The organism is Bremerella sp. TYQ1 (assembly GCF_020150455.1).
Taxonomy (GTDB): Bacteria; Planctomycetota; Planctomycetia; order Pirellulales; family Pirellulaceae; genus Bremerella; species Bremerella volcania_A.
Genome location: NZ_CP083740.1, coordinates 6,616,527 through 6,642,037, shown reverse-complemented (window position 1 = coordinate 6,642,037; position 25,511 = coordinate 6,616,527). Strand labels below are relative to the sequence as shown.

General features: G+C 54.0%; 10 protein-coding genes. 3 read left to right on the top strand and 7 right to left on the bottom strand.

All coding sequences use genetic code 11. The features are described from left to right. Window positions 1-144 precede the first annotated feature (144 nt). On the top strand, window positions 145-5,079 hold the full coding sequence (locus LA756_RS27000) for a PVC-type heme-binding CxxCH protein (protein ID WP_224437821.1): 4,935 nt from the start codon (window positions 145-147) through the stop codon (window positions 5,077-5,079). Window positions 5,080-5,084: 5 nt separating this feature from the next. Here LA756_RS27000 and LA756_RS26995 read toward each other — a convergent pair whose 3' ends face one another. The 3 genes from LA756_RS26995 to rpe are packed head-to-tail and all read right to left on the bottom strand — an operon-like array spanning window position 5,085 to window position 9,055. Next, a complete protein-coding gene (locus tag LA756_RS26995) occupies window positions 5,085-6,188 on the bottom strand; it encodes an alcohol dehydrogenase catalytic domain-containing protein (RefSeq protein WP_224437820.1) in 1,104 nt (367 codons plus the stop codon). Window positions 6,189-6,229: 41 nt separating this feature from the next. Further along, window positions 6,230-7,306 carry a galactitol-1-phosphate 5-dehydrogenase gene (locus LA756_RS26990; RefSeq protein ID WP_224437819.1) on the bottom strand — a complete coding sequence of 359 codons (1,077 nt, stop codon included), beginning with the start codon at window positions 7,304-7,306 and terminating at the stop codon, window positions 6,230-6,232. Between the two features lie 60 nt (window positions 7,307-7,366). Beyond that, complete coding sequence (gene rpe, locus LA756_RS26985) at window positions 7,367-9,055, bottom strand: ribulose-phosphate 3-epimerase (RefSeq protein WP_224437818.1); 1,689 nt, start codon at window positions 9,053-9,055, stop codon at window positions 7,367-7,369. A 234-nt stretch (window positions 9,056-9,289) separates the two neighbouring features. On the opposite strand from rpe, the gene LA756_RS26980 reads away from it, so the two are divergent. Then, on the top strand, window positions 9,290-10,069 hold the full coding sequence (locus LA756_RS26980) for a DeoR/GlpR family DNA-binding transcription regulator (protein WP_224437817.1): 780 nt from the start codon (window positions 9,290-9,292) through the stop codon (window positions 10,067-10,069). A gap of 23 nt (window positions 10,070-10,092) precedes the next feature. Here the strand turns inward: LA756_RS26980 and LA756_RS26975 are convergent, their stop codons facing one another. From LA756_RS26975 to LA756_RS26960, 4 genes are read right to left on the bottom strand one after another with little or no spacing between them, the layout of a single operon-like run. Beyond that, window positions 10,093-12,228, bottom strand: coding sequence for an efflux RND transporter periplasmic adaptor subunit (locus LA756_RS26975; protein ID WP_224437816.1), 2,136 nt, complete (start codon window positions 12,226-12,228; stop codon window positions 10,093-10,095). Between the two features lie 12 nt (window positions 12,229-12,240). Then, window positions 12,241-14,004 carry an efflux RND transporter periplasmic adaptor subunit gene (locus tag LA756_RS26970; protein ID WP_224437815.1) on the bottom strand — a complete coding sequence of 588 codons (1,764 nt, stop codon included), beginning with the start codon at window positions 14,002-14,004 and terminating at the stop codon, window positions 12,241-12,243. A gap of 58 nt (window positions 14,005-14,062) precedes the next feature. Further along, window positions 14,063-14,323 (bottom strand): hypothetical protein, encoded by a 261-nt coding sequence (locus LA756_RS26965; protein WP_224437814.1) that lies wholly within the window; start codon window positions 14,321-14,323, stop codon window positions 14,063-14,065. Beyond that, window positions 14,320-15,183, bottom strand: a complete 864-nt coding sequence (locus LA756_RS26960; protein WP_224437813.1) for an efflux RND transporter periplasmic adaptor subunit — start codon at window positions 15,181-15,183, stop codon at window positions 14,320-14,322. Before LA756_RS26960 ends, LA756_RS26965 begins: the two co-directional genes overlap by 4 nt. A 310-nt stretch (window positions 15,184-15,493) precedes the next feature. On the opposite strand from LA756_RS26960, the gene LA756_RS26955 reads away from it, so the two are divergent. Continuing rightward, window positions 15,494-25,489, top strand: coding sequence for an isopeptide-forming domain-containing fimbrial protein (locus tag LA756_RS26955; RefSeq protein ID WP_224437812.1), 9,996 nt, complete (start codon window positions 15,494-15,496; stop codon window positions 25,487-25,489). Window positions 25,490-25,511 lie beyond the last annotated feature (22 nt).

The following is a 25,511-nucleotide window of genomic DNA, read 5'->3' as shown; positions in this document are numbered from 1 at the left end:
GTCACGAGACATCATATTTCTCGATTTTTTGCCACGCAATCGTTTTTCGGCAGAAAGAAATGTTTGCCAACTTCGCGTCGACTTGGCATATTGACGTCGCACCCTCCTGCCTTCCAAACGGTATCCTCGACCGGAGAACTTGCTATGCGACTGGCCTTTGCCGCTGGCGTTATTCTATTGCTTGGTTTCGTCTTACCGCGCACGTTGCATGCGGAGCTGCAAGTGGGTGCCGCGACGGTCGACATCACGCCGCAGTCGTTTCCCGTTCTGATCAACGGTGGATTTTACACGCGGCAAGGGGAACCGAAAAACATCCACGCCAGGGCGATTGTCGTCGACGATGGCACTACGCGAATCGCCATGGTGGTGACCGACAGTTGCATGCTGCCTAAGGACTTAGTCGATAGCGCCAAAAAGCTTGCCGCCGAGCGTGCTCAGATTCCAACGGACCACATGCTGATCTCGGCGACGCATACCCATACGGCCCCTTCGTCGATGGGAGCCCTCGGAACTGACGCCGATCCGACGTATGTCCCGTACCTTCGCATCAAGCTGGCCGAAGCGATCTTGGCCGCAGAAAAGAATCTGGCACCTGCGCAAGTCGGCTGGGGCACCGCAGATGCCAACGAGTTCACCGCGCTTCGCCGCTGGATCTTACGACCAGGCATGGAACGGGAAGATCCGTTCGGCGAAAAGACGGTTCGTGCGAGTATGCACACCGCCAAAAACAACCTGGCCAACGTTACCGGTGAGTCAGGTCCCGAAGATCCGGAGCTCTCGGTCATCTCTTTTCAGACTCCCAGCGGGGAACCGATCGCGCTGTTGGCGAACTTCTCGATGCATTATTTCAGCGGCGGCGGAGCGGCCGATTACTTCGGTGCCTACTGTCAAAAGCTGGAAGAAGCCCTGGGAAGTAAGTCATCCGACCGGCCACCCTTTGTCGCGGCCATGTCGCACGGCTGCAGTGGTGACATTTGGCGTGTCGACTATCGCACCGACACGAATCAAACGTTCGATGGTTTCGTCGATGGCATGGTCGCGAAGACGCAAGAGGCATTGGGTTCAATCAAATACCAGCGTGACGCACCAGTGGCTATGGCGGAAACACGCATGCGACTCGACTACCGCGTCCCGAGCGAAGAGCGTTTGAGCTGGGCCAAAAAGATCGTGGCCGAGATGGGAGATCGTCCACCCAAAACGCCCGCGGAAGTTTATGCTCGCGAACAAATCATCCTTCACGATCGCCAATCAACCGAGATCGTGCTGCAAGCTTTGCGGATCGGCGACATCGCGATCGCCACGACCCCGAACGAAACGTACGCGCTGACCGGGCTCAAACTGAAAGCTCGCAGCCCGTTCCCGCAGACCATGGTCATTGAACTAGCCAACGGAGGCGACGGGTACATTCCTCCACCAGAGCAACATGTGCTGGGCGGTTACAACACCTGGGCGGCACGTTCGGCGGGACTTGAGACCTCGGCCGAGCCGAAAATCGTTGAGGCCGATCTGAAGTTGCTCGAGCAAGTTACCGCTTCGCCACGTCGAAGGTCATTGCCGCCGGACAGTGAGATGGCGAAGAAAATCACCCAGTTGAAGCCTGTTCGTTACTTCCCGCTGCACGACATGGAAGGTCCCCACGCAGAAGACTTCTCCGGCCAAAAGCAACATGGCCTGTTCGAAGATGGCGTGGTCTTTTATCTCGAAGGGGCTGAAGGACCTCGATTTTCCACCGATGCACAGCTGAATCGTGCGGCTCACTTCGCCGATGGCCGTCTCGTGGCCGACGTTTCCCTTCCCGAAGATTCGTACACGGTCAGCCAATGGATCTGGAACGGGATCGATTTGGACGCTCAGCCGATCGCGGGATGGTTTCTTTCCCATGGCGATTCGCTAGGCGTTTCCGGCAAAGGAGAGCATGCTGGCAACGTAATCCTGGAAACGGCCGACGGAAAAACGATTTTCGGCAAGCATAAGATCGATCGCTGGACATGGACTCACGTCGCTCTGGTTCGTGAAGGGAATCAGACTCGTGTCTATATCAATGGTGAATTAGATGTCGAAGCAGCCAGCAAGCCGAACCAATCGTCCGGCACGATTTTCATGGGTGGTCACGCTAAAAACAAAAACAACTGGCAAGGTCGACTCGACGAAGTCGCCCTGTTTGATCGCGCGTTAACGTCGGACGAAATCAAGCAACTGGCCTTGTCTGACTCTAACACTCCCGTAGCCGCTGTCCAAGAAACATTGAGTGAAGAGGAAAAGACGAAAGGGGGACGCCACTGGGTCGATGACGCGACGCCAGCTCCGAAATCGGCCGACGAGCAGCTTAAGTGCTTTCAAATCGAACCAGGCTATCGCATCGAACTGGTCGCCGCGGAACCACTCGTGATGGATCCTGTGGCAATCGCTTTCGACACGCAGGGACGCATGTTTGTCGCGGAATATGGCGACTACCCTATCGGCCCTAGCCAGGAAGGGGACGCCCCACTCTCGCGAATCGTCCTTCTGGAAGATACCAACGACGACGGCCAGATGGACAAGCGGACCGTCTTCGCCGACAAGCTGAACTTTTGCCACAGCTTGATGCCGTTGAACGATGGGATTCTTGCTTGTGCCCAGACCGAACTGATTCTTCTGCGAGACGAGAACGACGACAACGTCGCTGACTCGCGAGAGGTTCTCTTTCAAGGCTTTCAGCCAGCCCATCCGCAGATGCAAGTAGGCTGTCCCAGATTGGGCTTGGACAATCGTATCTATCTGAATTACGGCGTCGGCAAAGTCACCGGCCCCGATATGGCGATGCCTGTCACTATTCCGCGAACCGAGTTTTGGTTCGATCCGCTGACCTATGAATTTGGTTCGGCCAGTGGTACCGGGCAATACGGCAACACAATCACCGCATGGGGCGACCGTTTATTCTGTACGAATCGAAACCCGATCATTGCCACCACCATGACACCGGAAGAAGCGGCACGAAACCCGTTTGCCCGCATCCATTCGGTACAGTACGACGTGGCTCCGTCCGGTGGCGACTCAAAGGTTTTCCCTCGTGTCGCCATGAAAAGCAATTGGCTTTCGCACGCGGGTACGCATACGTCGGCATGTGGTACCACCGCTTACGTTGGCGACGGTTTGGGCGACGCGATGGAGAATAGTGTGTTTGCCTGCGAACCGATTGGGCACCTCGTTACGCGATCGATCGTTACGCGCGATGGCCCCAAACTCAAGTCGATTCGAGCACAAGATGATGCTGACTTTTTAGCTTCGACCGATACCTGGTTTCGCCCTGCAAGCTTGACCAACGGACCGGACGGCATGTTGTATTTGGCCGACATGTACCGCCTATGGGTCGAGCATCCGAAGTTTCTTCCCCCGGAAATTGCGGCTCAATTGGACTGGCGAGCCGGGGAAGACCGCGGTCGCATTTGGCGAATCGTCCCCGAGCAGGATGTCGCTCGTCGCTCGTTCACTCCTCCGGCGAAAGCATCTGAATTTGTCGCATGGTTGGAATCGACCAGTGGTTGGCAGCGCCGCATGGCTCAACAGTATCTCGTTGAAACTCAGGCCAAAGAACTCGCCGATGCGATTCGCCAACTGGCTGAAACATCGCCATCTCCTTTAGGACGTTTGCATGCGTTATGGACACTGGAAGGTCTTGGATCGCTCGACGAACCGACAATTGCCAGCGCGTTGAACGATGACCACTCAGAAGTGCGTGCGGCGGCCATTCGACTGGCGGCACGAAACTGGGATACGTTTCCCGATGTTTGCCCAAAGGTGTTTGGTTTGGCCAAGGATGATTCGGCATGGGTTCGCTACCAACTTGCCCTTGCCATCGGCAACACCGACGCCGATGGCAAGCTGGAAGTTCTTTCGGCACTGGCCGAAACCGATGGCAGCGATCCCACGTTTGTGGATGCCATGATTGCCGCTTCCGAGCAATGCGCCGCCGAGTTGCTGGAACGTTCGCTGAAACACATCCCGACCGACTCGACACTGCCGCAACGATTGGCGCAGATCGTCGGCAAACGCAACGAGCCTGCCGAGGTCACTCAGATCTTAAAGTTTGCATTGTCTCAACCGAACGGACCTGCTCAGCTTGGCGTGCTCAAAGGGTTAGCAGATGGACTGGGAAAAAGTAAACAGTTCGACGCGGTTCTCGCTCGCTTGCCGGATGGCAAGCAATCGCTGACAAAGCAACTTCATTCGCTGGCTACTTCAGAACAACAACCTCCGGCGATGCGACAGGACGCAATTGCTCTGCTTCGTTTCGCGAACCTCGCGGACAGCTCGTTTTTTGTCGAGCTTTGCTCGCCGCAGCATCCTCCCATTGTCCAGCAAGAGGCGATCGCCGCTTTGGCGACTTCCCTCTCGGATGAAAAAGCAGAACTGCTTAGCGAGATTTGGCAAGAGCTTGAGCCTGCGACGCGAGGTGCGGCCGTTTCGCTTTTATTGAAGTCGCCCACAGGCATCGAGTTTTTGTTTCAGGGCCTTCAATCAGGTACCGTCGCGTTGAGTTCGATCGGACTCGATCAGCAAACCCAGTTGCGAGAACATCGTGATCCGGCGATTCGCAAACAAGCGGAACAGCTTCTGGGAAGAGCCGCCAATAAGGATCGCATGGCGGTGCTCAAGCGTTACGCGAGTGCGACGAAGACAATCGGAAGCCCACTCGCAGGACGACAAGTCTTTCTGCAGCAGTGTGCCAAGTGCCATACACCAGCCGAGCCAGGAACGCCCAGCGTCGGCCCAGACTTAGCCGATTCGCAAAATCGTTCCCGCGAGGCGATCTTGTTCGACATCTTGAATCCGAGCGGCAAAGTTGAACCTAAGTATGCCGCAAGTCAATTGCTGACTACCAGCGGGCAAACGTTCAGCGGCATTGTGGCTCATCAGTCACCGCAGGCGATTGTTTTGCAGATGGCAGATGGCAAGCTGCAGGAAACCGCTCGAAGCGAGATTGAACTGTTTCAAACAAGCGACCGCTCGCTGATGCCGGATGGATTAGAAAAAGAGATCTCACTCGAGCAGATGGCTAACCTGCTCGAGTTTCTGACCTCTTCCATGCCAAAGAAGTAGAAATTCTAGTCCCAGTGGACAATCACTTTCAGGCTGTCCGAATCGGCGGCACGATGAATGGCTGCATGGATGTCGCTGCTGCCGAATCGCTCTGAGTCGTTGGTCATCTTGTCGATGTTCGGAAGCTTTCCTTCCGACAGGAATTTGTGCGCCAACTGGATGCCCCGCATGCTTGATCCATGCGTGGCCTGGTAGCACTGCAGCCGATAGTGGATGTCGTTATTCAAGTCGACTTCATGGGCCAAACGTGGCTTGCCTGCCGCCCCTTTCACACCAGCATGGGCATCCATGACGGTCCCATAACCCATGAGCTTGGGAGCCAACTCATAGCCCGCAGCGACCGGTGCATTGACCATCACGAAGTGCGGCTCGTTGAACGGTTGGCATTCCTTGTAGACGTTTTCAACCACGTTCTCGTCCCACCGAATCCCGACGACATTGGGAGCACCAAAGTCTTTTAGCACGCGTTCCAATCGCTCTTGGCCGCGATTAACGAGAATGATCTTTCGAGCATTCATGGCCTGAGCACATTGCAGGGCGTAGGTACTTTGCGAGCCGGCACCGATCAGCACTACGATACGGTTTTCAATGCAATGATTGACCCGAGTCATCCCTTCCAAGCAGCATGCCAGGGGTTCAAGCTGGCAAGCGTGGGAAGGATTGAATCCCTTGGGAAACTTGACGATCGGGCCATATTTGACGAACCAGTCGGGAAGAATCGCGTGCGAACGAGCGAAGCCATCGAACTCGTGTCCAGTTGCCCAAGTGTTGGGACAACTTGTCCAGTCGCCGGTTCCGTTTTCTCCACAGTAAATGCAATCGGCATCGCCGCACGGAATATCGCAGCCTAGGCCAACGAGATCGCCTGGTTCAAACTTCGTGACCCCTTCGCCCACTTCGTCGACCACGCAGGCGGCTTCGTGCAGTAAGATCGCAGGCCACTTTTTAATGCGGGGAAGTCCTTGTTTGTAGATGACAACGTCGGACTGACAGACCGATGTCGTAACGGTCCGCAAGCGAATTTCTCCGGGGGCGGGCTTCGTCAACGACTGTTCGGTCGCTGTGAACGTACCGCCGGGCTGATCGAGATAATGAATTTGGGCGTTCATGATGGGTATTTCAGAAGTTGTTTTTGTGGGAAGTAACCTAGTTATTTCGACGGCGGATGGATGAGGACTTTGGTGAAGAACTCAGACTGCTGATGCATCATTTCCAACGCAGCAATGCCTTCGACTAGCGGAACACGATGAGTGATTAAGGGTTTCAAATTCAGTAAGCCGCTGCTCATGGCTGAAAGAACCGTTCGCCAATCGTCGTCGTCGCTGTAGACGCTGAAGTCGGAGTTCCAGACGCCGAGCATATCGATCTCACGACGCATGGCTTGCGAGATCAAAGGAGCAGGAAGTTTCACGTCTGCGGCAGGGTTACCTAGAAGAACGACTCGACCGGAACGACGTACGACTTCCATAGCCGCCAGCATCGTCGGTGGTACGCCGGCCGCTTCGATGGCGACATGCACGCCATGGCCATCGGTGTGCCGTTTGACGGTTTCGTTGACATCGCACGAGCGGCTGTCGAACGTGTGCTCGAACCCAAGGTTCTTGGCGATGTCGAGCTTTTCCGGCTGAATATCAAACAGCAAGATAGGCCCTGCTCCGGAAGCTTTCAGCCACTGAGCGACCATCAAACCGATCGGGCCAAGTCCAAACACGGCAACGCTGTCGCCTAAGCGAACGTTGGCCCGACGCACGGCGTGCAGAGCGACCGCTGCTGGTTCCGTCATTGCCGCTTCTTCCAGCGAGACGTTATCTGGCACGCGAATGAGATTGCGAGTCGGTGCGATCACATACTCCGAGAACGCACCATCGCTGCGTGAACCGAGATAGTCGTATCCATCCGACTGGGCATATTTGCCTTGTTCGCAAGCGGGATGATCGTCGTTCCACAGAAGCGGAAAGACAGCCACCCGATCGCCAGGCTGAAAATCCGTTACCCCTTCGCCGCATGCCTCGACGGTTCCAGCGAACTCATGTCCGCAGATCGTCGGGAACGAATAGGTTCCCTTGCTGAAGCAGCGAGGAATATCCGATCCACACACGCCACAAAAACCAATTCGGACGCGAACTTTGCCGGGCTCCAGCTTGGGAACGGGAACATGTTCAAATCGCAGGTCACCCACGCCATGCAAAACGATGGCTTCCATTTCAGACTGTTCAGTAGAACTCATAGGAAAATCAGTTTCCGTCGGTTCGAGAAAAAAGATGGGGAATCGATGGTCCACGTAAGCCTACGAAGCGGCTGCAAGTGCCGTCGCTTCTTGAGCGGCCAGTCCTTGTTCGATTGCAGCCAGCATGCGGCGTTTGTTCTCGACCATTGAGTTTGCTTTGTGGAAAATGCTGCTGGTCCCCGCGACTAAGTTCGTAGCCCCCGCAGCAACCATACCTGGGATATTCTCGAAGCTGACATTGCCGTCGACTTGAATCGGCAAATCGAATCCGCGCGAATGCAACAGTTGCTTGCAATCGGCGATTTTTCGCAGCGATGCCGGAGTCATCTTTTGTCCGGCATAGCCAGGGTTCACTGTCATCACCAACACGTAGTCGACGCGTTCCAGTACATAATCGATCGCCGACAGAGGTGTACCAGGGTTGATTGCTACGCCTGCTTTGATTCCCAGATCTCGAATATGCGAAAGCGTGCGATCCAGATGCACTGACGATTCTAAATGGACCGAGATCTGGCTGATTCGCAGCTTTGATAACTGCTGCACAAAGAAGTCGTTGTCGTCCACCATCAAATGAACGTCGAGCGGCAACGTCGTCGCATCTTGAAGCCGTTCCAGCACCGCAAGCCCCATGGGCATGTTGGGCACGAAATGCCCATCCATGATATCCATGTGCAGCATATCGACCCCGACACGCTCGACTTGACGCAGTTCCGACTCAAAGTTCAGCGGGTCAACGCACATCATCGATGGCGAAATCTCAACTGGGTTTTCTGTAGCCGACACCGATTCACCGATGGCAGAACTGGGAGCGTGAATCTGCGGCGCTGTTTCACCGAGAAACGCTTCTTTTAGATATCGTAGAGACGACCGGAGTTGGTCTTCTAGCTGATAGTCGCTGTAGTCGCGACCTAGTTTAGGACCACCAATCTCGAGGAATCCGGTCATTTCCTGCACTGGCAATTTGTCGGCGTTCGCATAGAGCAGATCACGAAAATGGGCGACATCGACAATCCCTTTCTCCCTTTCAGCGGGACCGAAACCAAACGTCGAGTTGAATCGCGCGTCCGTGTTTTTCAGATGAACTTCGTACAGCCATGGATACGTTGCCTCGAATAACTGAACGTGGTCGAAGCCTACTTCGTCTTGCTTATCGATGTACCCATGAGCAATGTCGGCACAGTAGCCAATCTTGGAAGTGGTGTTTTGATTTTGCTGATGGTAATCCGTCAACTCGCGTCCCATGTCAGCTACTTCATTGGGAAGCGTCGGCGGTTCGGCCAGGCACGACATCGGTTCGATCGTCAGCCACTCCACACCCTGCTCTTTCGCGAAGTGCATCAACTCTTTCATGTGTTTGACGTAACAGGCGGTTCCGTTTGACTTCGTTCCCATCTGATCACGTAACACAGCGCCAGGATTCGACCCGACCGACGTCGCCCCCAGAATACCGCCGATTTCGATCAGGCGTTCAAAGTTTCGACGAGCGACTTGTTCAAATCCTGCTTCCGATCGGAAGAAACCGCCCAGTTCTCGATGGGCCGTGAACATGCTGCTGATCTTGATTTCGTGATCTTCCGCTTGCCGCCGTAAGTCCACGAAAAACTGATCCGGCAGCTGATAGATCTCGAACCAGGTTCCCAGCTGAACCAAGTGAATGCCCTCTTCCGCCAACAGGCGAAATAACCAGGGAAACGAGTAGCGATACTCGACGGGATCGGATTTCACACCAAGATTCAGGGTCAATGACATGCCAAGACGCTCCGTGGGGCGGGCCAATTCGAGAGAATTCAGGTCGTTTCCGACAACGCCTGCATGCTATGGACTGATCACCTCTAATCAATAATGATCATTTGCTATCGATCGATTTTGAGCGTATATTTCGCATATTATTCACACCACTCACTGACTCTGATCACTTATGATCATTTCCAACCACTCGAACTGATCATTATTGACCTGAAGTGATTGTCCGAAAAATACCCAATGAGCTCCAGCCGCCACGACCAGATCCTTCGCTTCCTATCCGAGACCGGAGAGTTGCATGTTGACGATGCTGTGACGCGTCTAGAGGCGAGTCCCGCGACGATTCGTCGCGATTTCAACCATCTCGCAGAGGCCGGTGTCGTCGAACGGATTCGGGGAGGAATCAAACTGGCGAAATCGCTTGAGCTAACACCGTTTCGTGCTCGTGAAGTGAAGAATGCGAATGCGAAACTCGATATCGCTCGGCGAGCCACTGCGTTTCTCAACGAAGGGGATGTCGTGTTTGTGGATGGTGGAACGACGACGCTTCAACTTGCCCATTGCCTTCCGCCGATCAAACTGCGGATCATTACCAACTCGCTGATCCTGGCCGCCGCCATCGAACGCCGTATGATGGGACGCGGCCCTTGGGAAGTCTTTTTAACGGGAGGCTATCTCTTTCCCGGCTCCGGTCTATTAGTTGGACCGAGCGCACAATATTCGATCGTTCAATACCATGCCAACTGGGCTTTGCTTTCCGCAGGCGGAATTACCGAGGCAGGCATCTTCAACGACAACGAGCATGTCGTCGAGAGCGAGCGATTGATGATCAAGCATTCCGATCGTGTCGCCGTGTTGGCCGATGACTCAAAGTTCGGACATCATGCGATGCGACATATCGCAGCCCTTGATAAACTGAACTACCTGGTTACAAACCTGCGAACGGAAGAGACCGAATTTTTTGAGAACAACAAAAACGTGCGTCTCAAGATGGTCTATACGAGCGAACGAGAACGCTAGTTACGTGAAACGTTGCTGACGCCTTACAGTTGATCACGTGTTCGCAGCCACTTCTCTTCAAGCCAAGGACTAAGCCATTGCAACACAGTGCGCCGCTGCAACGTGATACGCAGCGTCCCTTTCGATCCAGGCACCAGGGATTCGTTGACATCGAGAGGCATTTTGCCAGAAATACGAGAATCGACCGTTTCGTAGAAAGTACGACCGCTAGCTCGCTGACGTGCGCTGACGGCGATGCTGCCTCCTGAAAGAGCGGACAATGCATCTTCTTCCAAGTCGCGTGTTGCCGATTCGTTGAGCGTGAGCTTCTCAACATTCAAACCGACTGGGACATGTTGATCGACAAACATCTCGACGTGCAGTTCCCTTCGTGTCGACTTGTCACGGAGATAGCGGCGGAGCAAATCGATTTGATTCTGTCGTCCGGAGAACCAGAATTCAAGTTGTGCAACTTCGGCAATGTTGACCAACGGAGTTCCGCGGTCGATATACTGTTCGCTCAAGTGGGACAAATCGAAATCTGTCACGATACCGTCATGCGGTGCATGAACCTCTAAGCTTTGTTGTTGATTTAACAAGATATCCAACTGCTGCTGTTGGTGCCGTGCGACTTCGACTTCGGCGAGCTCTTCGGCGATGCGATCCTCTCGATTGAGTTGTCGTCGTCGCTGTTCAATGCGTTTCAATTCGTTTTGTGCTTGGAGGACACGCAGGTCGAGTTCAGGGCTTTCCAGACGGACCAGCAAGTCGCCCTCTTGCACAGATTGCCCTGGCTTCACTTGAACGTCGATGACCTGACCGGCGACGTTTGAGCGGACGATACTCATTTTCGTCGGCCGTATTACCCCGGGAACAATGACATACTGCGGCACGATCAGCACGCTGAGCAGGAAATAGGCGGCACCACCCAATAACGTAGCAACGAGGATCGCACGAACCGCTTTTGCTGGTTGAGTCCGGCAGACTTGAGCGATCGACATGAGGCCACGACACAGCGGCAGGACCAGCCAGGCGATGGTCGCCAAAATGGCAAGCACCAGCCCCGCTCCATGCAGTAGCGAAGCACATGCGACCAAGATACTCGCACACAGAAGAACCTTCCAAATCCAAGCGGCAACTCCATAGCCGAGGATGAACGTTTGCCAACGTCCTGAGGTATGTTCTTCCGTCGCCGACGCCCCGAAGAAGATGCGTCCGACTAACCGCCGCAGTGCCAACTGCCCTCGCTGGTAAAGATTGGGGATTTCCAACCAATCCGACAATAGGTAATAGCCATCGAAGCGAATCAGCGGATTGCTGTTGAACAATACGGTAGCAATCGTCGCGAGCAAGGCCGTTTGTAAACAAATTTGCTTCACGACTATGTCGTCGGTGTTCGCCCAGACGATGATCGCCAAAGCGGCAACAAGGAACTCGGAATAAATGCCCGCCACGATGACATGAATCCGTTCCCACTTCGAGCCAAATCGCCAGCTGGAGGTTACATCGACATACGCCCCCAGGGGTGCGAACAGAATGAATAAAATCCCCGCTTCTCGCACTTGCCCACCATAGCGAAGGCACGTCAGTCCGTGGAACAATTCGTGAACCGCTTTCAGCCCCCACCAGATGAGAACAAAATGCCACCATTGATCAGGCGAGATGACGCTCACCGATGAATCACGAAACTCGTTCCAGTTGCCGACTACAAGATACAACGCCGCTAAGACAACGGCGGCCCAAATCAACGCGAAGCCTGGCCCGGTTACAAAGCCAAGCCAGGGGTAAAGCTTTTCCAACAACGGTTGCGGATTACCGAGCGGCCAACGCAGAAAGATCAAGCTGCCGGTTCGTTCTGCGAGCGAGCCTTTGGGCTGCGTCGGACTACCACTTCGAGCATTGGCCAACAAATCTTCACGCACCAGCCAGTGCAGTATTTTCTCGGCATCGGATGGGGATACTGGCGTCTCGTCCGCGTCCCGATTCGCGGCAGCCAGGGCCTCGGGAATGGATCGAATCCCATCCAGCTGAGAGATAAAACGAAATTCAGGGATGCCGATTCGCCAGAAGTTCTCACTGATCGGGTCTTCTAAAACGCAGCAAGGCGTCGAACCATACGACTCGATTGAGAAACGGATTTCGGAGCGGAGTTGAGGCCGCAATTGCAGTAGTGGATTCATTGTGTTTTCATCTCACCATGGTGAATAGATTCGCCATTGATTCCACAAGCGATGAAACACAATCCATCCCACCGTTTTCTTCCCCACATCGATCGACGCCCTTCCCTTCATCCCCGGTCGAAGCAGCTTTTCGGGATCGGAAAGTATCACCTCTGCTGTAATCGCGTTTTTGCCTTCCTGAACTTCCGCGATGGGTGAAATGCGAGAAAGCTCACCTTCGAGTGCCGGTCCAGAATTACCCAAGATCCAAACATGAACCACCCGACCGACTTCGATGGAATCGGCATCTTCATCCGGAACGAGGATCCGTGCCCGGAGCGAGTCGAGCGGGGCAATTTCAAATAGGTTTTGTCCCAGATCGACAGGAGCATCAACGACATCGTTCAAGTCGTTACTAAGAACGACTCCTGAAATCGGCGAACGAATCTCGGCCTGATTGAGTTGCTGATCGATCAATTGGAGTTCTGCATTCAATTCTTTGCGGCGGAGCTCGTCGATTTGAGACTTTGCGATTTCGCCCTGCGCGAGGTGAACTTCCCGCTGTTTTGTTACACGAGCCAGTTCCACGGCGATTTGCGACCGTTTGATCTTCAATGGTTGATCATCCAGATTCGCGAGCAATTGCCCTGCTTCAATCAAGTCGCCAGATTCGGCATGAGCCTGAGAAAGAACCCCGGTAAAGGGAGCTCCGATGAAACGACGCGTTACCGGTTCGAGAGTGGTTTCGCATCTTAGGTAGTACGGAATCGGCAATGCCATAAGACCTGCCAAAAGTAGCACAGCTCCGGCGATCCATGCCGTTCGCTTGACGGTACTGGACGTCTTGTTTCTCTGCTTTGCCGGAAGAGCTTTTTGATTGAGTAACAATACCGGCGAAGTCGCAGCAATCAGTCGTTGTGCTTCCTCAAGTTTTTTCGGAAGCAGTGTGTCGCCTGCGAGGATGACCGCCCCTTGAGCTTCGCCGTGTGCATCGACCAAAGCGTAAGCGACGGCCTGATGCACGCCTAATTGCAGCGCCAATCGATCGGCCGACTGGGCGTGGCAATGTCCGTGATTACCGACAATGCCATCTGCTTCGCCGGAAGCAATCATCGCCTGACGAGCCATTTGACACGCCGTTTGAGTCACCTCTCCTTGTCCGGCAGGGATGTCTCGGGAAGACATCGCAACTAGTTCAAGCTTGTTCCTCCAACCCTTTTTCAGGCAGAGCAAAGCGATTTTTGCTCCAGCGACGGTCGACAGATCGAGAGACCATGTTCGCCCCACTTCTGCCAGCGAAGTTCCTTTGCTAACCGCTGATAAGAGCCGCGAGCTTGTCTGCACTTCCGGAGCGGGCAATTGCGACTGCCTCTTTTCCGCCATCACGAAATAGCCGGCCGCCAATTGCAGCAATGCCACAAACGATGGCAACGTGCGTTCGTTCGCAATAATGCGGCTTACGAGCGTGCCGTGCTTCGGAACATGAATCGCGATATCGAATGCTTTAGGAACTCGCTGGCTTGCCTGAATCGCGGCAGCTTGTTTCTCTCGAGCCAGGTTCAAACAGGCAAGCAGTTCTTCATCGAGCGAAATAGCTTCGTTCTTTTCCTCGTTATTGCCTTCCGCCGGTAGTGAAATCCATTGCACGCTTCGGGCGTTGATTCGCTGCTGAGTTAATACAGCTAGTTGGCGCTGGATCACGTCGCATTCCGTATCTTGCTGCAAAACAACTAGATATTGCTGCGTGAGATCGTTCACCGCTGGGCGATTCGTGGATGAGTTGATTTCAGCCAACATGCATTAGGGCTCTTAAGAGTTCCTGAAAGAAAGACATGCCTCTTGCATCCGTGACTCCTTAACTGCCCGGCAAGCGTGCTTCATCGTCAGACTGACGGTTTGTCGCTTGCAGGAGAAGTCGTGCCAGTCGGCTTGCCGATTCGCTCGACAATGCGATGCGAGTATGAATCGGCAGTACTTGCTCTCCTTGTCCAGGAATCGGGCCTGAGGAGAAATCAACAATCACCTCATCCCCTACAGCATTCACAATGGTCTGTCCGGCGTAAAGAGCCGAGGTCGTTTCGTACTTAACAACGAACTTGATTGGTTCCGCATTCATTGGGCTGTCCCCACGTTGGATGTTTTGTTGGAGTTCCGCGGCATTCCGTTCCACAGGCATAATGCACCGCTACGATATTTCGATTCCGGATTGGGAATGTTGACTTCCACCAGAACGGTGGCGCTTTCGGGATCGATCACATGCGAGACGCGCTGAATCGTCCCTTCCGCTTGCTGACGCGACTGCGGCAACGTGACTTCAACCGATTGCCCTGTCTTCAAAGCCTCGACCATCTCGACAGGGACGTGAAATCGAACCCTCAGCGGATTGAGTTTGACAAGCTGCAATACCTCGGGATCGTTCGCGCTGATGAACTCGCCGGGATGCTTCAATATTTCGACGACGTAGCCATCAATCGGAGCCGGCAGTTCGTACTTCTGGCGTTCGGCAGCAAGACGGCGAACTTCTAACGCGTTGATCTCTTGCTCTCGCTGGGCCGATTGAAGCTTGGCCGCGGCGATTTCTAAATCGGTCGATACACGACGAACTTCTGCCGTAGAGGAACCGCCTGAGTCGACGAGTTCCTTCAGATCAGTAACTCTTTGTGTGAGTGAGTCGACTTCGGCTTGGGCGGCATGCACCGGAGATTGATCCGCCGAACGGACCTCCGCAATCTCAAACATGACCCCCAACGCCCCTTCATCGAGCGTTGCCAAAATCTTTCCCGCTTCTACTTGCTCGCCTTCCGCAACGTTGAGCTTCTGCAACTTCCCAGGTTGCGAAAAGGCAACACGGACCGTCTCGACAGGCTCCGTGAAGCTCTGAATCGTTGCTTCCTCTGCCTGGGACAAACAGGGCAACAAAAAGCACAGAACGGCAATCGAAGCGGTAATTACCAGTGTTTTGTGTCTTCTTTCCACTTGCATCGTCCGCTGGGATGGGCAGCCGTAACAAGCTGCTTAGGGATCTTGAAACTTGAACGATGCGAGAAAATGCAATCGCCGTTCCGAATTCACGATGCTCGAGCGTTTTGCCGGACGCCCGCAGTGCGGCTGACCGCGTATCGATTATGCCGATTTTGTTGGAAATTAGGGTTCCCGCAAATCATAATCGAATCTCCTGTCGGAAGGCAAATTTTCGACGATTTGACGGTTTAATTCGTACTCCGGCGAATCAAGATAGATCAGACCGTTCCATCTTTTTCACACGTTCCGTTGGCAGATGATCCCCATGCTGAAACGTCCTACTGAGAAAAAACAAAGCGGACTTCTCCTGGAACGACTCGAACGACGCGTGTTGCTGAACGCGGTCCCTGACGTCACCGTTGATCTGCCGGACGAGGCGCTCATTGGTGAGACCGTCGAATTTGATATTACGTTCGACCTGGCTCCGGGCACCGGTCCCGGGTTCGGCCCCTTCATTGACGTGGTGCTACCTCGTAATGGAGCCGATGGCGCTGCAGGCACCGATACGCCTGATGGCCTGGGTACTGACCCAGGCTCGGTGACGTTCGACATCGAAGGCATCGCCCTGACTCCAGTGCTCGACCAAATCGTCGGTCCAAGTGGCACCGTCGAACATCCATTGCTTCGTAATCCCGATGGAACGCCAGTGATCGTTTCAGGACTCACGCCTGGCGATCGCTTTATTGTGCTTCAGTTACCGCTTGGATCTTATGAAGCTGACTCGACTGAATTGACGATCCATGGTACCGCCAACATCGATCAGCTCGCCGATGTCGGCGAAGCATTGCCAATTGAAGTCCGGGGCGGATTTCAGTACGGGTGTGATCCGCTGGACAATCCTAGCGTCGACAATCCCAACGACACGGTTAGCAATTTCGTTTCCGACTCGGTGACCCCTGAAGTAATTCGCATCGACAAGATGTTGATCGCTCCTGAGAACGAAACAGCCACGGGCTCGAATTTCCCGCGCAGCTATGTCATCAACATTGACATCGCGGATGGCCAAACGATTACGGACTTGGTCATAACCGATCCAATCTCCAACCGAATCGTATATCTGAACAACGTCGCCCTTGGCGGAGCTGGCGTAGGAACGGGAATGATCGTCTCCGAGCCTCCTATCAATACGACTCCATTGAATGGTTCGGAATTGGTGGTCGAGTACGACAGTATTGTGGGCACCTCAAGCTCCGTTGATATCTCCGTGCAATTTGATTTTTATGTCTCAGAATTCGATGCCGATGGAAACCCGATCCTCGATCCGATCACGGGAGATGATACCGAGACGCTCAATACGGCGTTTGCCGAATACACATGGGACCCGATTGACCCACGAGACGATGATGTCACAGAGACGGTCGTCGATGATGGCTCGGATGGCAATCAGACGCTGACCAATAAATCGATCGCGGTTCAAAAGAGTGTTTCCAACGTCAACGACATCGGTCCAACGGGTCCTTCTTCAGGGGACGTCTTGGAATATCGTCTCGAGTTCCAGATCTCGGACTACTTTGATTTCCAGAACATTGTCCTCAGCGATCTACTGTCGGATGGCCAGTCGTTCGATGCGTCGTTTGTTCCGATGCTGCAAATCAGTGGCAATGCTGGCGCAACGTCGCCATTGTCGAACTTCCAATCCGCGAACTACTCATTCGTCGTTCAACCAGGTACACCTTACGGAACGGAAGTTACGTTCGAGGTTTCAAATGAATTGATTGATCGCGGCCAATCAGGCACATTGATTGGCAACGATGGTGGTTCGCCTGGTACAACCGGCGTGATCGTCTTTCGAGCGGTCATCGACGACACCTTCCGCGATCCGACGCTTCCCCCAGATAGCATCAATGTCGACCAGGGGGATACCGTTGGCAACAACGTTCAAGTCTCTGGCGATATTGTCGGGGGCGAATCAGAAACGGACGACAGCAGCACATCGACGCAGCTACCCACAGGTTCGGTCGACAAGACCGTCTTCGCAATCAACGGCAATGCTATCGTCGGTACGCCGACGCTTAGCCCAGGCGATCAGGTCACCTATCGCATCAGCTATGAACTTCCGCTGACAGAGTTCCAAAGCCTTACCATTACCGACTCGTTGCCGCTGCCGATCTTTGACGCTTCAACCGTCTTGACGTTCGTTAATTCGGTGCAAACGACTGGTGTTCCAGCGGTTGGCCAAATTACCTACGGGCCCAATGCTCAAGCCTTCTTCGATCTCTACAGTACCGGCGGAGGCCTGACTCCAACGTTAGCTCAGTCGATGACGAGCAATTCGTTCTCTCTCGACTTCGGAACCTTCGCGGCTGCTGCCCCCGAGATGACGACGATTGACTTGTTGTTCACTGTTCAAGTCGAAGACGTTCCATTCGCGGACGGACTGTTCCTTTCAAACCTGGTCGAAACGGTCGAAGGTTCAACGAACAGTGGTGCAAGTACCGATGTCGACTTGATTCAAGTGCAAACGCAAAGTCCTGAGCTGAATCTGAAAAAGGGGGTCGTCAGCACCGACACCGCATCCCCTCCGGCAGAGTTCACGCCAGGCACGACCGGCCCTGTACCATTCACGCCTCCTGGTACCGCAGGCCCTGCGTTCACCACTCCGATCACATCTGCCGATCTCGACACCGACCCGATCGATAGTGACCTAAGCGGGATCGATGCCGGCGACTTGGTCAAGTTTGCTATTGTCGTCGAGAACACTGGGTCGGACGATGCTTTTGACCTCATCATCAACGATACGCTTCCCCCTGGATTTGTTATTCCAGCCAACGCGACTGGCCTGAATCTTCAAGTTCAATCAGGAGACGGAACCGTTCTGGCATTCACGGACTCGGCTGGAAATTTGATTACACCAGGAACCGAAGCCGATTTCTTTTTTACCAGCGGCAGTAATGGCCAGGGAATTCGCCTAGTCGATCCAGCCGATTTGATGGGTGGTGATCCGCTGGATGGCGTGATCGATGGGCAACCGACAGGAGCCGCTTCTGGTTCCAACATCATCGTCATCACATTTGACCTGCAAGCCGCTGCCGATATTCCCGTCGGTTCGGAACAGCTCGATACGGCAACGCTAGAGAATTTCGCCGGGATCAACAATGGCGTCGACTGGACTGAAGGCGTAGATGGGCCGTTCACCGACGATGCCATCGTAATGGTCCGAGAACCGATCGTTGAGAAGATCTTGACGGGCACCGAGATCGACAACGCGACGAACGGTTTCGATGAAGCGGTTATCGGCGAACTAGTTTACTTTGACATCGTGGTAACGCTGCCGGAAGGCGTGACGCCGAACCTAATTGTCACCGATCAGTTCAACTTGCTTTCAGAAATGGCTTTCGTTCAAGTCGACTCGATCACCGTTAGTGGCGATTTGTCGACAGACCTGCCAGGCGGTGATCTTACTGCGGTCACTCCAGTCGTCACGAATAATGGCACGGTGATTACGTTTGACTTCGGCACGGTCACCAATTCCAACGCGGACAATTCCGTGGCGGAAACGATTACCATCTCGGTGACCGCCGTCGTCTTGAATGATGTGCAAAACCAATCTGGCTCGCAGGAAGTCAATCGAGCCGAAGCGGAATATACGGTGAATGGGCAACCGATCACCACAACCGCGGATGCTGCTCCGGTAACGGTGATCGAACCAGAGCTTGACGTAACCAAGACAGCGACCGTCAACGGCAACACGGCGCCTCCGGGGTCAGGCGATGCCGGCGACCCAGTGGAATACACGATAACGCTGCAGCATAGCGGCAGTAGTGAAACGGATGCTTTCGATGTCACGCTTACCGATCTTCTTCCGACCGGCATCGTCGCCCCGATGGTTACCGGCGTAGTTGATTCAGAAGGGATACTGACAACAGCGGATGTTGTCATCACTGGCGGTACGCTTCAGTTCGCCATCGGCGGCGACATCTCGATGAATACGATCGACATGAATCTGGGCCGTGTCGTTACGATTACTGTTGCCGGAACGCTCGATAATTTAACGCCCGGCGAGGCGGTTACCAACGAGGCGGACATCGCGTGGACAAGTCTCGACGGCGATCCTGGTCAACGCTCCACGTTCAATACTGACAGTGTCGAACGCACCGGAGCCGACGGTCCCGGGGGAGCATTGAACGACTACGCCGACACTGGAACTAATACGTTCCTCTTTGATTCTCCCACGTTGGTCAAATTTGTATCGACCACCTCCGAATCGCACACCGGTGAAGTCGCTGGCATTGAACAAGTCGCCATTGGCGAAATCGTTCGTTATCGCTTAATCACTCGTGTCCCTGAAACCATCGTCGGAGCATTCCTGCAAGATCAGCTGCCAGACGGCATGACGTTCCTGAATGATGGGACGACAATGGTTGCGTTTGTCGGCGATGACCCAGCGCTGTTCTTTTCCAGCTCGCTCGGGTCTCCATCCAACGCCTATTTTGAAGACAGCGCAACATTTGACCTAATGAATGGTGCGTTGTCATTCGTTGTTGATTCTTCACTCATTTCGCCGGAAGCAGGTTCAACGGACTTCACCTCTGGCGTCGATCCCATCATTTCGTTGGGCACCATTACCAATAACGAAAACGATGCCAATTTTGAATTCATCGTGATTGAATTCAATGCCTTGGTGAATAATGTCAGCGGCAACCAGGCCAACACTCAGCTCGACAACGTCTTTTCGGTGGGTGGCAACAATGGTGAGTTTGCATTCACCTCGAATACCGAAACCGTTCAAGTCGTTGAACCGAATGTCAACGTCGAGAAATTGGTCGTTACTCCACCAGTGGACGCTGGGGACACGGTCACCTATTCGATCACGATCGAAAACCTTGCCAGCGCGACATCGACCACTGCGTTTGACATCCGCCTGTCGGACATTTTTGATCCAGCATTGGACCTGCAGTCGGTCCAAGTGGTTTCTTCTCCGGTCGCAACGATCATCACGGACAACTCGGACACCGGCGCCGGCAACTTTGTCGATATGACTTTCGATCGCCTCGACGAGGGCCAATCGATTTCCCTGCTGATCACCGCGACGGTTCTCGACGATACAGCGGTCGATCTGACCATCGACAACACGGCTGACATTACCTATACCAGTCTGCCTGGCGATCAAGGAACGGCCCCGAATCCAACCGGATCGGTACTCCCCGCGACCGACAGTGATCCTGGCGAAGTCAATGGTGAACGTACCGGCGACGATGGCCCCAATGGTGCGTTAAATGACTACGCAGACACGTCAACCGCGTCGCTAGAACTCGATAGTCCTACGGTCGAAAAGTTCGTCGACGAAACGGAATACACCATTGGGGAAATCGTCACGTACGACTTGCTCGTAACCCTTCCGGAAGGGACCACGCTTGACTTGTTCCTTACCGATAACTTGCCACCAGGTCTCGAATATGTCAGCTACGAGATCATCACCGCAGCCGCGTTGTCGAACGGCCTTCTTACCGAAGACTATGGCGGCACGCTCCCGACGCCGATGGTCAATAGTCCCTCGGGCAGTGGCGCCGATCTGGAACTTGATTTCGGAAATACGGTAACCGCAGCCGACAACGACGTCGACAACAATTCATTTGTAGTGCGAGTCACTGCCCGGGTACTTAACATTGTCGCCAATCAAGACGGCATTACGCTGACCAACACCGGAGAGCTTGAGTATACCGATCCCGACACGTCTACGACGACGCTAACAACCGGTTCGGTCGACATCGAACTGATTGAACCAGAACTCAATGTCGAGAAACAAATTTCGGGACAAAGCCAGGCCAATCTCGATGCCGGCGACACGATCGAATATACGGTTGTCATCAGCCACGACGGCAGCAGCACGAGCGATGCGTTTGAGGTTGCTTTCGCGGATTTCGCTCCTGGGGATACGCTGATTACCAGTGTCGTGTCGGTAACGGGGACAGGCTTTGGCACAACGACAATCCCAATCGCAGAGATTGTACCTGGAGGAGCTTCGATCGTTCTTTCGGATACGGCAGGCTCTGGCGTCTTCGACTTGCCATTGGGGGCAAGCATTACGCTTGTTTACGAAGTCACAATACAAGACTCGCTGACCCCAGGTGAAGATCTGACCAACGACGCATCTATCGACTGGTCGAGCGTCGACGGCGACGTGAACCCAGGCGATCCACAAGGGGAGCGCGATGGCAGTAGTCGCCCTGATGCGAATGGTCTAAACAACTACTTCGACGACGACTCCGTCACGACTGGGACGGCCACGCCCACGATTGAGAAGACACTCGTTGCCACGTCTGTGCCTGAAACAATTGGCAATGACTTAGTCGTAGGAGAAACGGCGACGTTCTACTTGACGGTTACGCTTCCAGAAGGAACCTATCCAAACGATTTCGTCGTCACCGATTTCCTTCCAACCATGCCGGGCAAGCTGCAACTGGTCAGCCAAACCTATCGAGCCGATCTTTCTGATTCCGACATAACGTTCTCGAACTTGGCTGTCACGACGAGCGACTCGAACACCGACATGCTCGACGACACTGTTACGTTCACGTTTACCGATCTAGTGAACCCATCCGCTGTCGGCACGAACGACAATCTATTGGTGTTCGAGATTGTGGCTATCGTTCCGGACGATCCAACAAACGTCGACGGCACGACGATAACCAATACCGGAACGGTCACCTATCCCGGCTTCACAGACAGTGACATGACCGATGTCGACATCGTGGAACCGGTACTGGAGATTGAAAAGACTTCCGATATCTCGACAGCCAACGTGGGCGATATCGTTACGTATACGTTGGTCGTCAGCCACGCTTCCAATAGCACCGCTACCGCGTTCGACATCGTCATCGACGATCAACTGCTGGAAGGGATGGGCTTAAACGACAAGCTAGACCTAGTTGTCGGCAGCGTTATGACAAGTACCGGAACGGTAGTCACGGGAAACACGTCCGGTGACACCACCATAGCGGTTGCTGTCGACTCTCTAGATATCGGCGACACGGTGACCATCACCTTCGAAGCCCAGTTGAATGCGAACGTAGATCCGACTGGCGACACGGTTATCAATACTGCCTCGGTTAATTACGACAGCAATCCCGGAGATGGCGGTCGGCCTGGCCTCGACACCGACGACAATGAAGTAGATACGCCACAGGAAGAAGTCGGCATCGATAAAGTTGTCATTCGCACCAGCGAAGCCAGCACGACGTCAGATCAATACAACCCCGACATCGTCGATTTAGCAATTGGTGAAGTCGTAACCTATCAAATCACGCTGGACCTACCAGCAGGTCTCTATGAAGACGATGTTATCTTAACCGACCTGCTTCCTGAATATCTTGCTTTGATTTCAGGGGCAAGTGATGTCCGCGTAACAATGGTCGGCGGTAACATTTCGCTGAACGGAACCACGGTGACAACCTCCGATACCGGCACGGATGGCTACGATGATCAACTGACGATTACGTTCGATGTCGATCAGGTTCAATTACCTGGGATGGGTGATCCAACGCTGAACCAGATTGTCATTGAAGTTGACGCTCAGGTCCTGAACGTTGTCGATAATCAAGCGACGGGAACGCCTCTGGTCAATACCGCAACGGTAACGCTCGACACGTTCACGGATTCGGATACCGCATTGGTCGAACTGGTCGAACCAGACCTAGAGATTGAGAAGCAAATCACTAGTCAGTCTCAAGATCCGCCTGACGCTGGCGACACGATTACGTATCAAGTCGTCATTCAGCATGCGGCCGGCAGTACCGCCGATGCATTTGATGTTGTGTTTACCGACATCGCTCCTTCTGACACGCTGATCACCTCGGTTAATGTCATCGCGACTGGCTTTGCCACGCCGCCCACTGCCGAAATCCTCGGTGGCGGTACCAGCCTGCGATTGAATGGTGCGACGATGGGCCAATTCGACATGCCGCTTGGTTCATCGATAACCCTTGAGTACACCATCACCCTATCCGATTCGGTCGAGCACAATCAGGTTTTGACCAACGATGCCGACCTCACATGGTCTTCACTGGAAGGAGATCAAAACAGCGGCCAAGAGACCGGCGAGCGTGACGGCAGTGGCGCCCCTGATGCCATGGATGTCAACAACTACTTCGCCGGCGATTCGGTCAGCGAAACCGTGGAAGGCTCCCTGGCCATCGAGAAGACAACCCTCAACGGAACCGAGTTCGCAATTGGGGATACGGTCGTTTATCAGTTGACGGTCACACTGTTCGAGGGATTCACGCCTAATCTGAACATTACCGATCTGGTTGCCTCCGTCTTCACGGTCGATCCGAGCACTGTTCAAGTAAACGCCGGCAGTCAGTTCACATTCGCTTCCGCACCGATGGCCAGCTTCATGGGAGGCACGCTTTCCATTGATTTGGGCGATGTCACCAACGCCGGTGACAACAACCCAATGAACAACAGCTTCACCATCACATACGAAGCAGTCGTGGTAAACGATCCAGCCAACGCGAATAATCAAACGAAGCCAAACAGCGTCGAGGCGACTTCTGACAACGAGCTTTCGGACAATGCCAACTTCGACGTGACGATTGTCGAACCGTTCCTCGACATCGAAAAGACTATCAGCGACACGACACCTCACTTGGGCGACATCGTTACTTACGAGTTTGTCATTACACACGATGCGATGAGCACGACGGATGCCTACGATTTGATCATCCAAGACGTGTTGCCGCCTGAGGTTACCATCGTCCCCGGCACTTTGATGGTGGTTTCTCCGATGGGAACGATTGTCATGGACAGCTCATCGGGCAACATGATCTCGCTGATGATCGATCAACTGGCACTCGGCGAATCGATTACGATTACAGTCGATGCGGAAGTAACCAGCGACATTGCCGATTATGGAACGACGTTTACCAATACGGCAACGCTCGACTGGGATAGCCAGCCGGGCGAGAACCCTGAGCAGCGTCCTGATGAAACCATGGACGATGCCGAAGCAACCATCGTCGGCCCTGACCTGACGGTGGAAAAGAGCACGCCAGCCGTAGTTCTCTTCCCAGGCGACATCTACGAATACGATCTGACCGTCACCAACAAGCAAGGCCCCTTCGCCGATGTGGCAACCAACGTGATCGTCGTCGATACGCTCCCTCCTGGCGTGACGTTCGTGAGCAGCACCAGTCCGTTCTTCGATAACTACGACCCAACGCTTGGAACGGTCACGTTCGTCATTCCAAGCATGGCCATCGGCGAGTCGATTGATATCGAGATGATGGTTCAGCTTAGCGATCCGGCCCCTCCCGTTGAGTTCGTGATGAATAACGTCGATGTCACACATGACGATATCGACCCGACGCCGGAAGATAACCATGACGATGTAACGACGCCAATTGACGAAAGTGTTACCCCAGACTTGGTTGTCACCAAGGACGACGGCATTATCCGCGCCTTCCCCGGCGATACGATCGTCTACGACATCCTCGTCACCAACGTTGGGAATCAAACGGCCAGCGGAGTTGTCGTGACCGATACGTTCCCATCGGACGTCCTCGACTTTATCTCCGCTTCCAACGGAGGTGTCTACGATCCATCCACAAGCACGATTGAATGGCAACTGGGCAATCTCGCCGGACAAGGCGGGCAGGTATCGTTGACGATCACTGCTCAGGTTAAAACGATAGTTTCCGACCCAACGATCATGGACTTCACTAACTTTGTGAACGTTCGTGACGACGGAACGCTGGGGCCTGATCCGACGCCGGAAAACAACTTTGACTCCGACACTGACTTAGTGACGTTCTATGGGAAAGATGCCTTCAACGATTTCCTGGGGCCGTTCCACGATATCCTGGACGATCCGATTCGTCGTACGCCAGACCTCCGTATAGAACCGTTTATCTCAGGCATCGCAACTCCTGGGTCAACGCTTCATCTGGAATTCCGTGATCCGTCCGGAGGACTGGTTGGTTGGAAGTCTGTCGTCACCGATTCCGGCGGAAATTACTTCGCCAACATGCAAGGCGTTGAATTCGAGCGGGAAGTCCGAGACTCGCGAGTCTGGTCGACCTCGGCTCAATATGGGCTCAACGAATCGATGGATGGCAATCTACGACGTTACTATGAACCAGCACGTCAGATGGCGACCTACTTCCGCCCAATGCTCTCTCCAGGCTCTGCCTACCTAGGTAGTCCTTCCAATTCGCTTTCTTCGATGTTGGAAGCTGATGCCCGACCGTTACAACTTGCAGACCCGTCAATCCTGGCAGGATACGAATTGCGACTCTCTTCGTTCCTACCAGCAGGGAAGTAGAAGAACCGTTCCACCTTTAGCG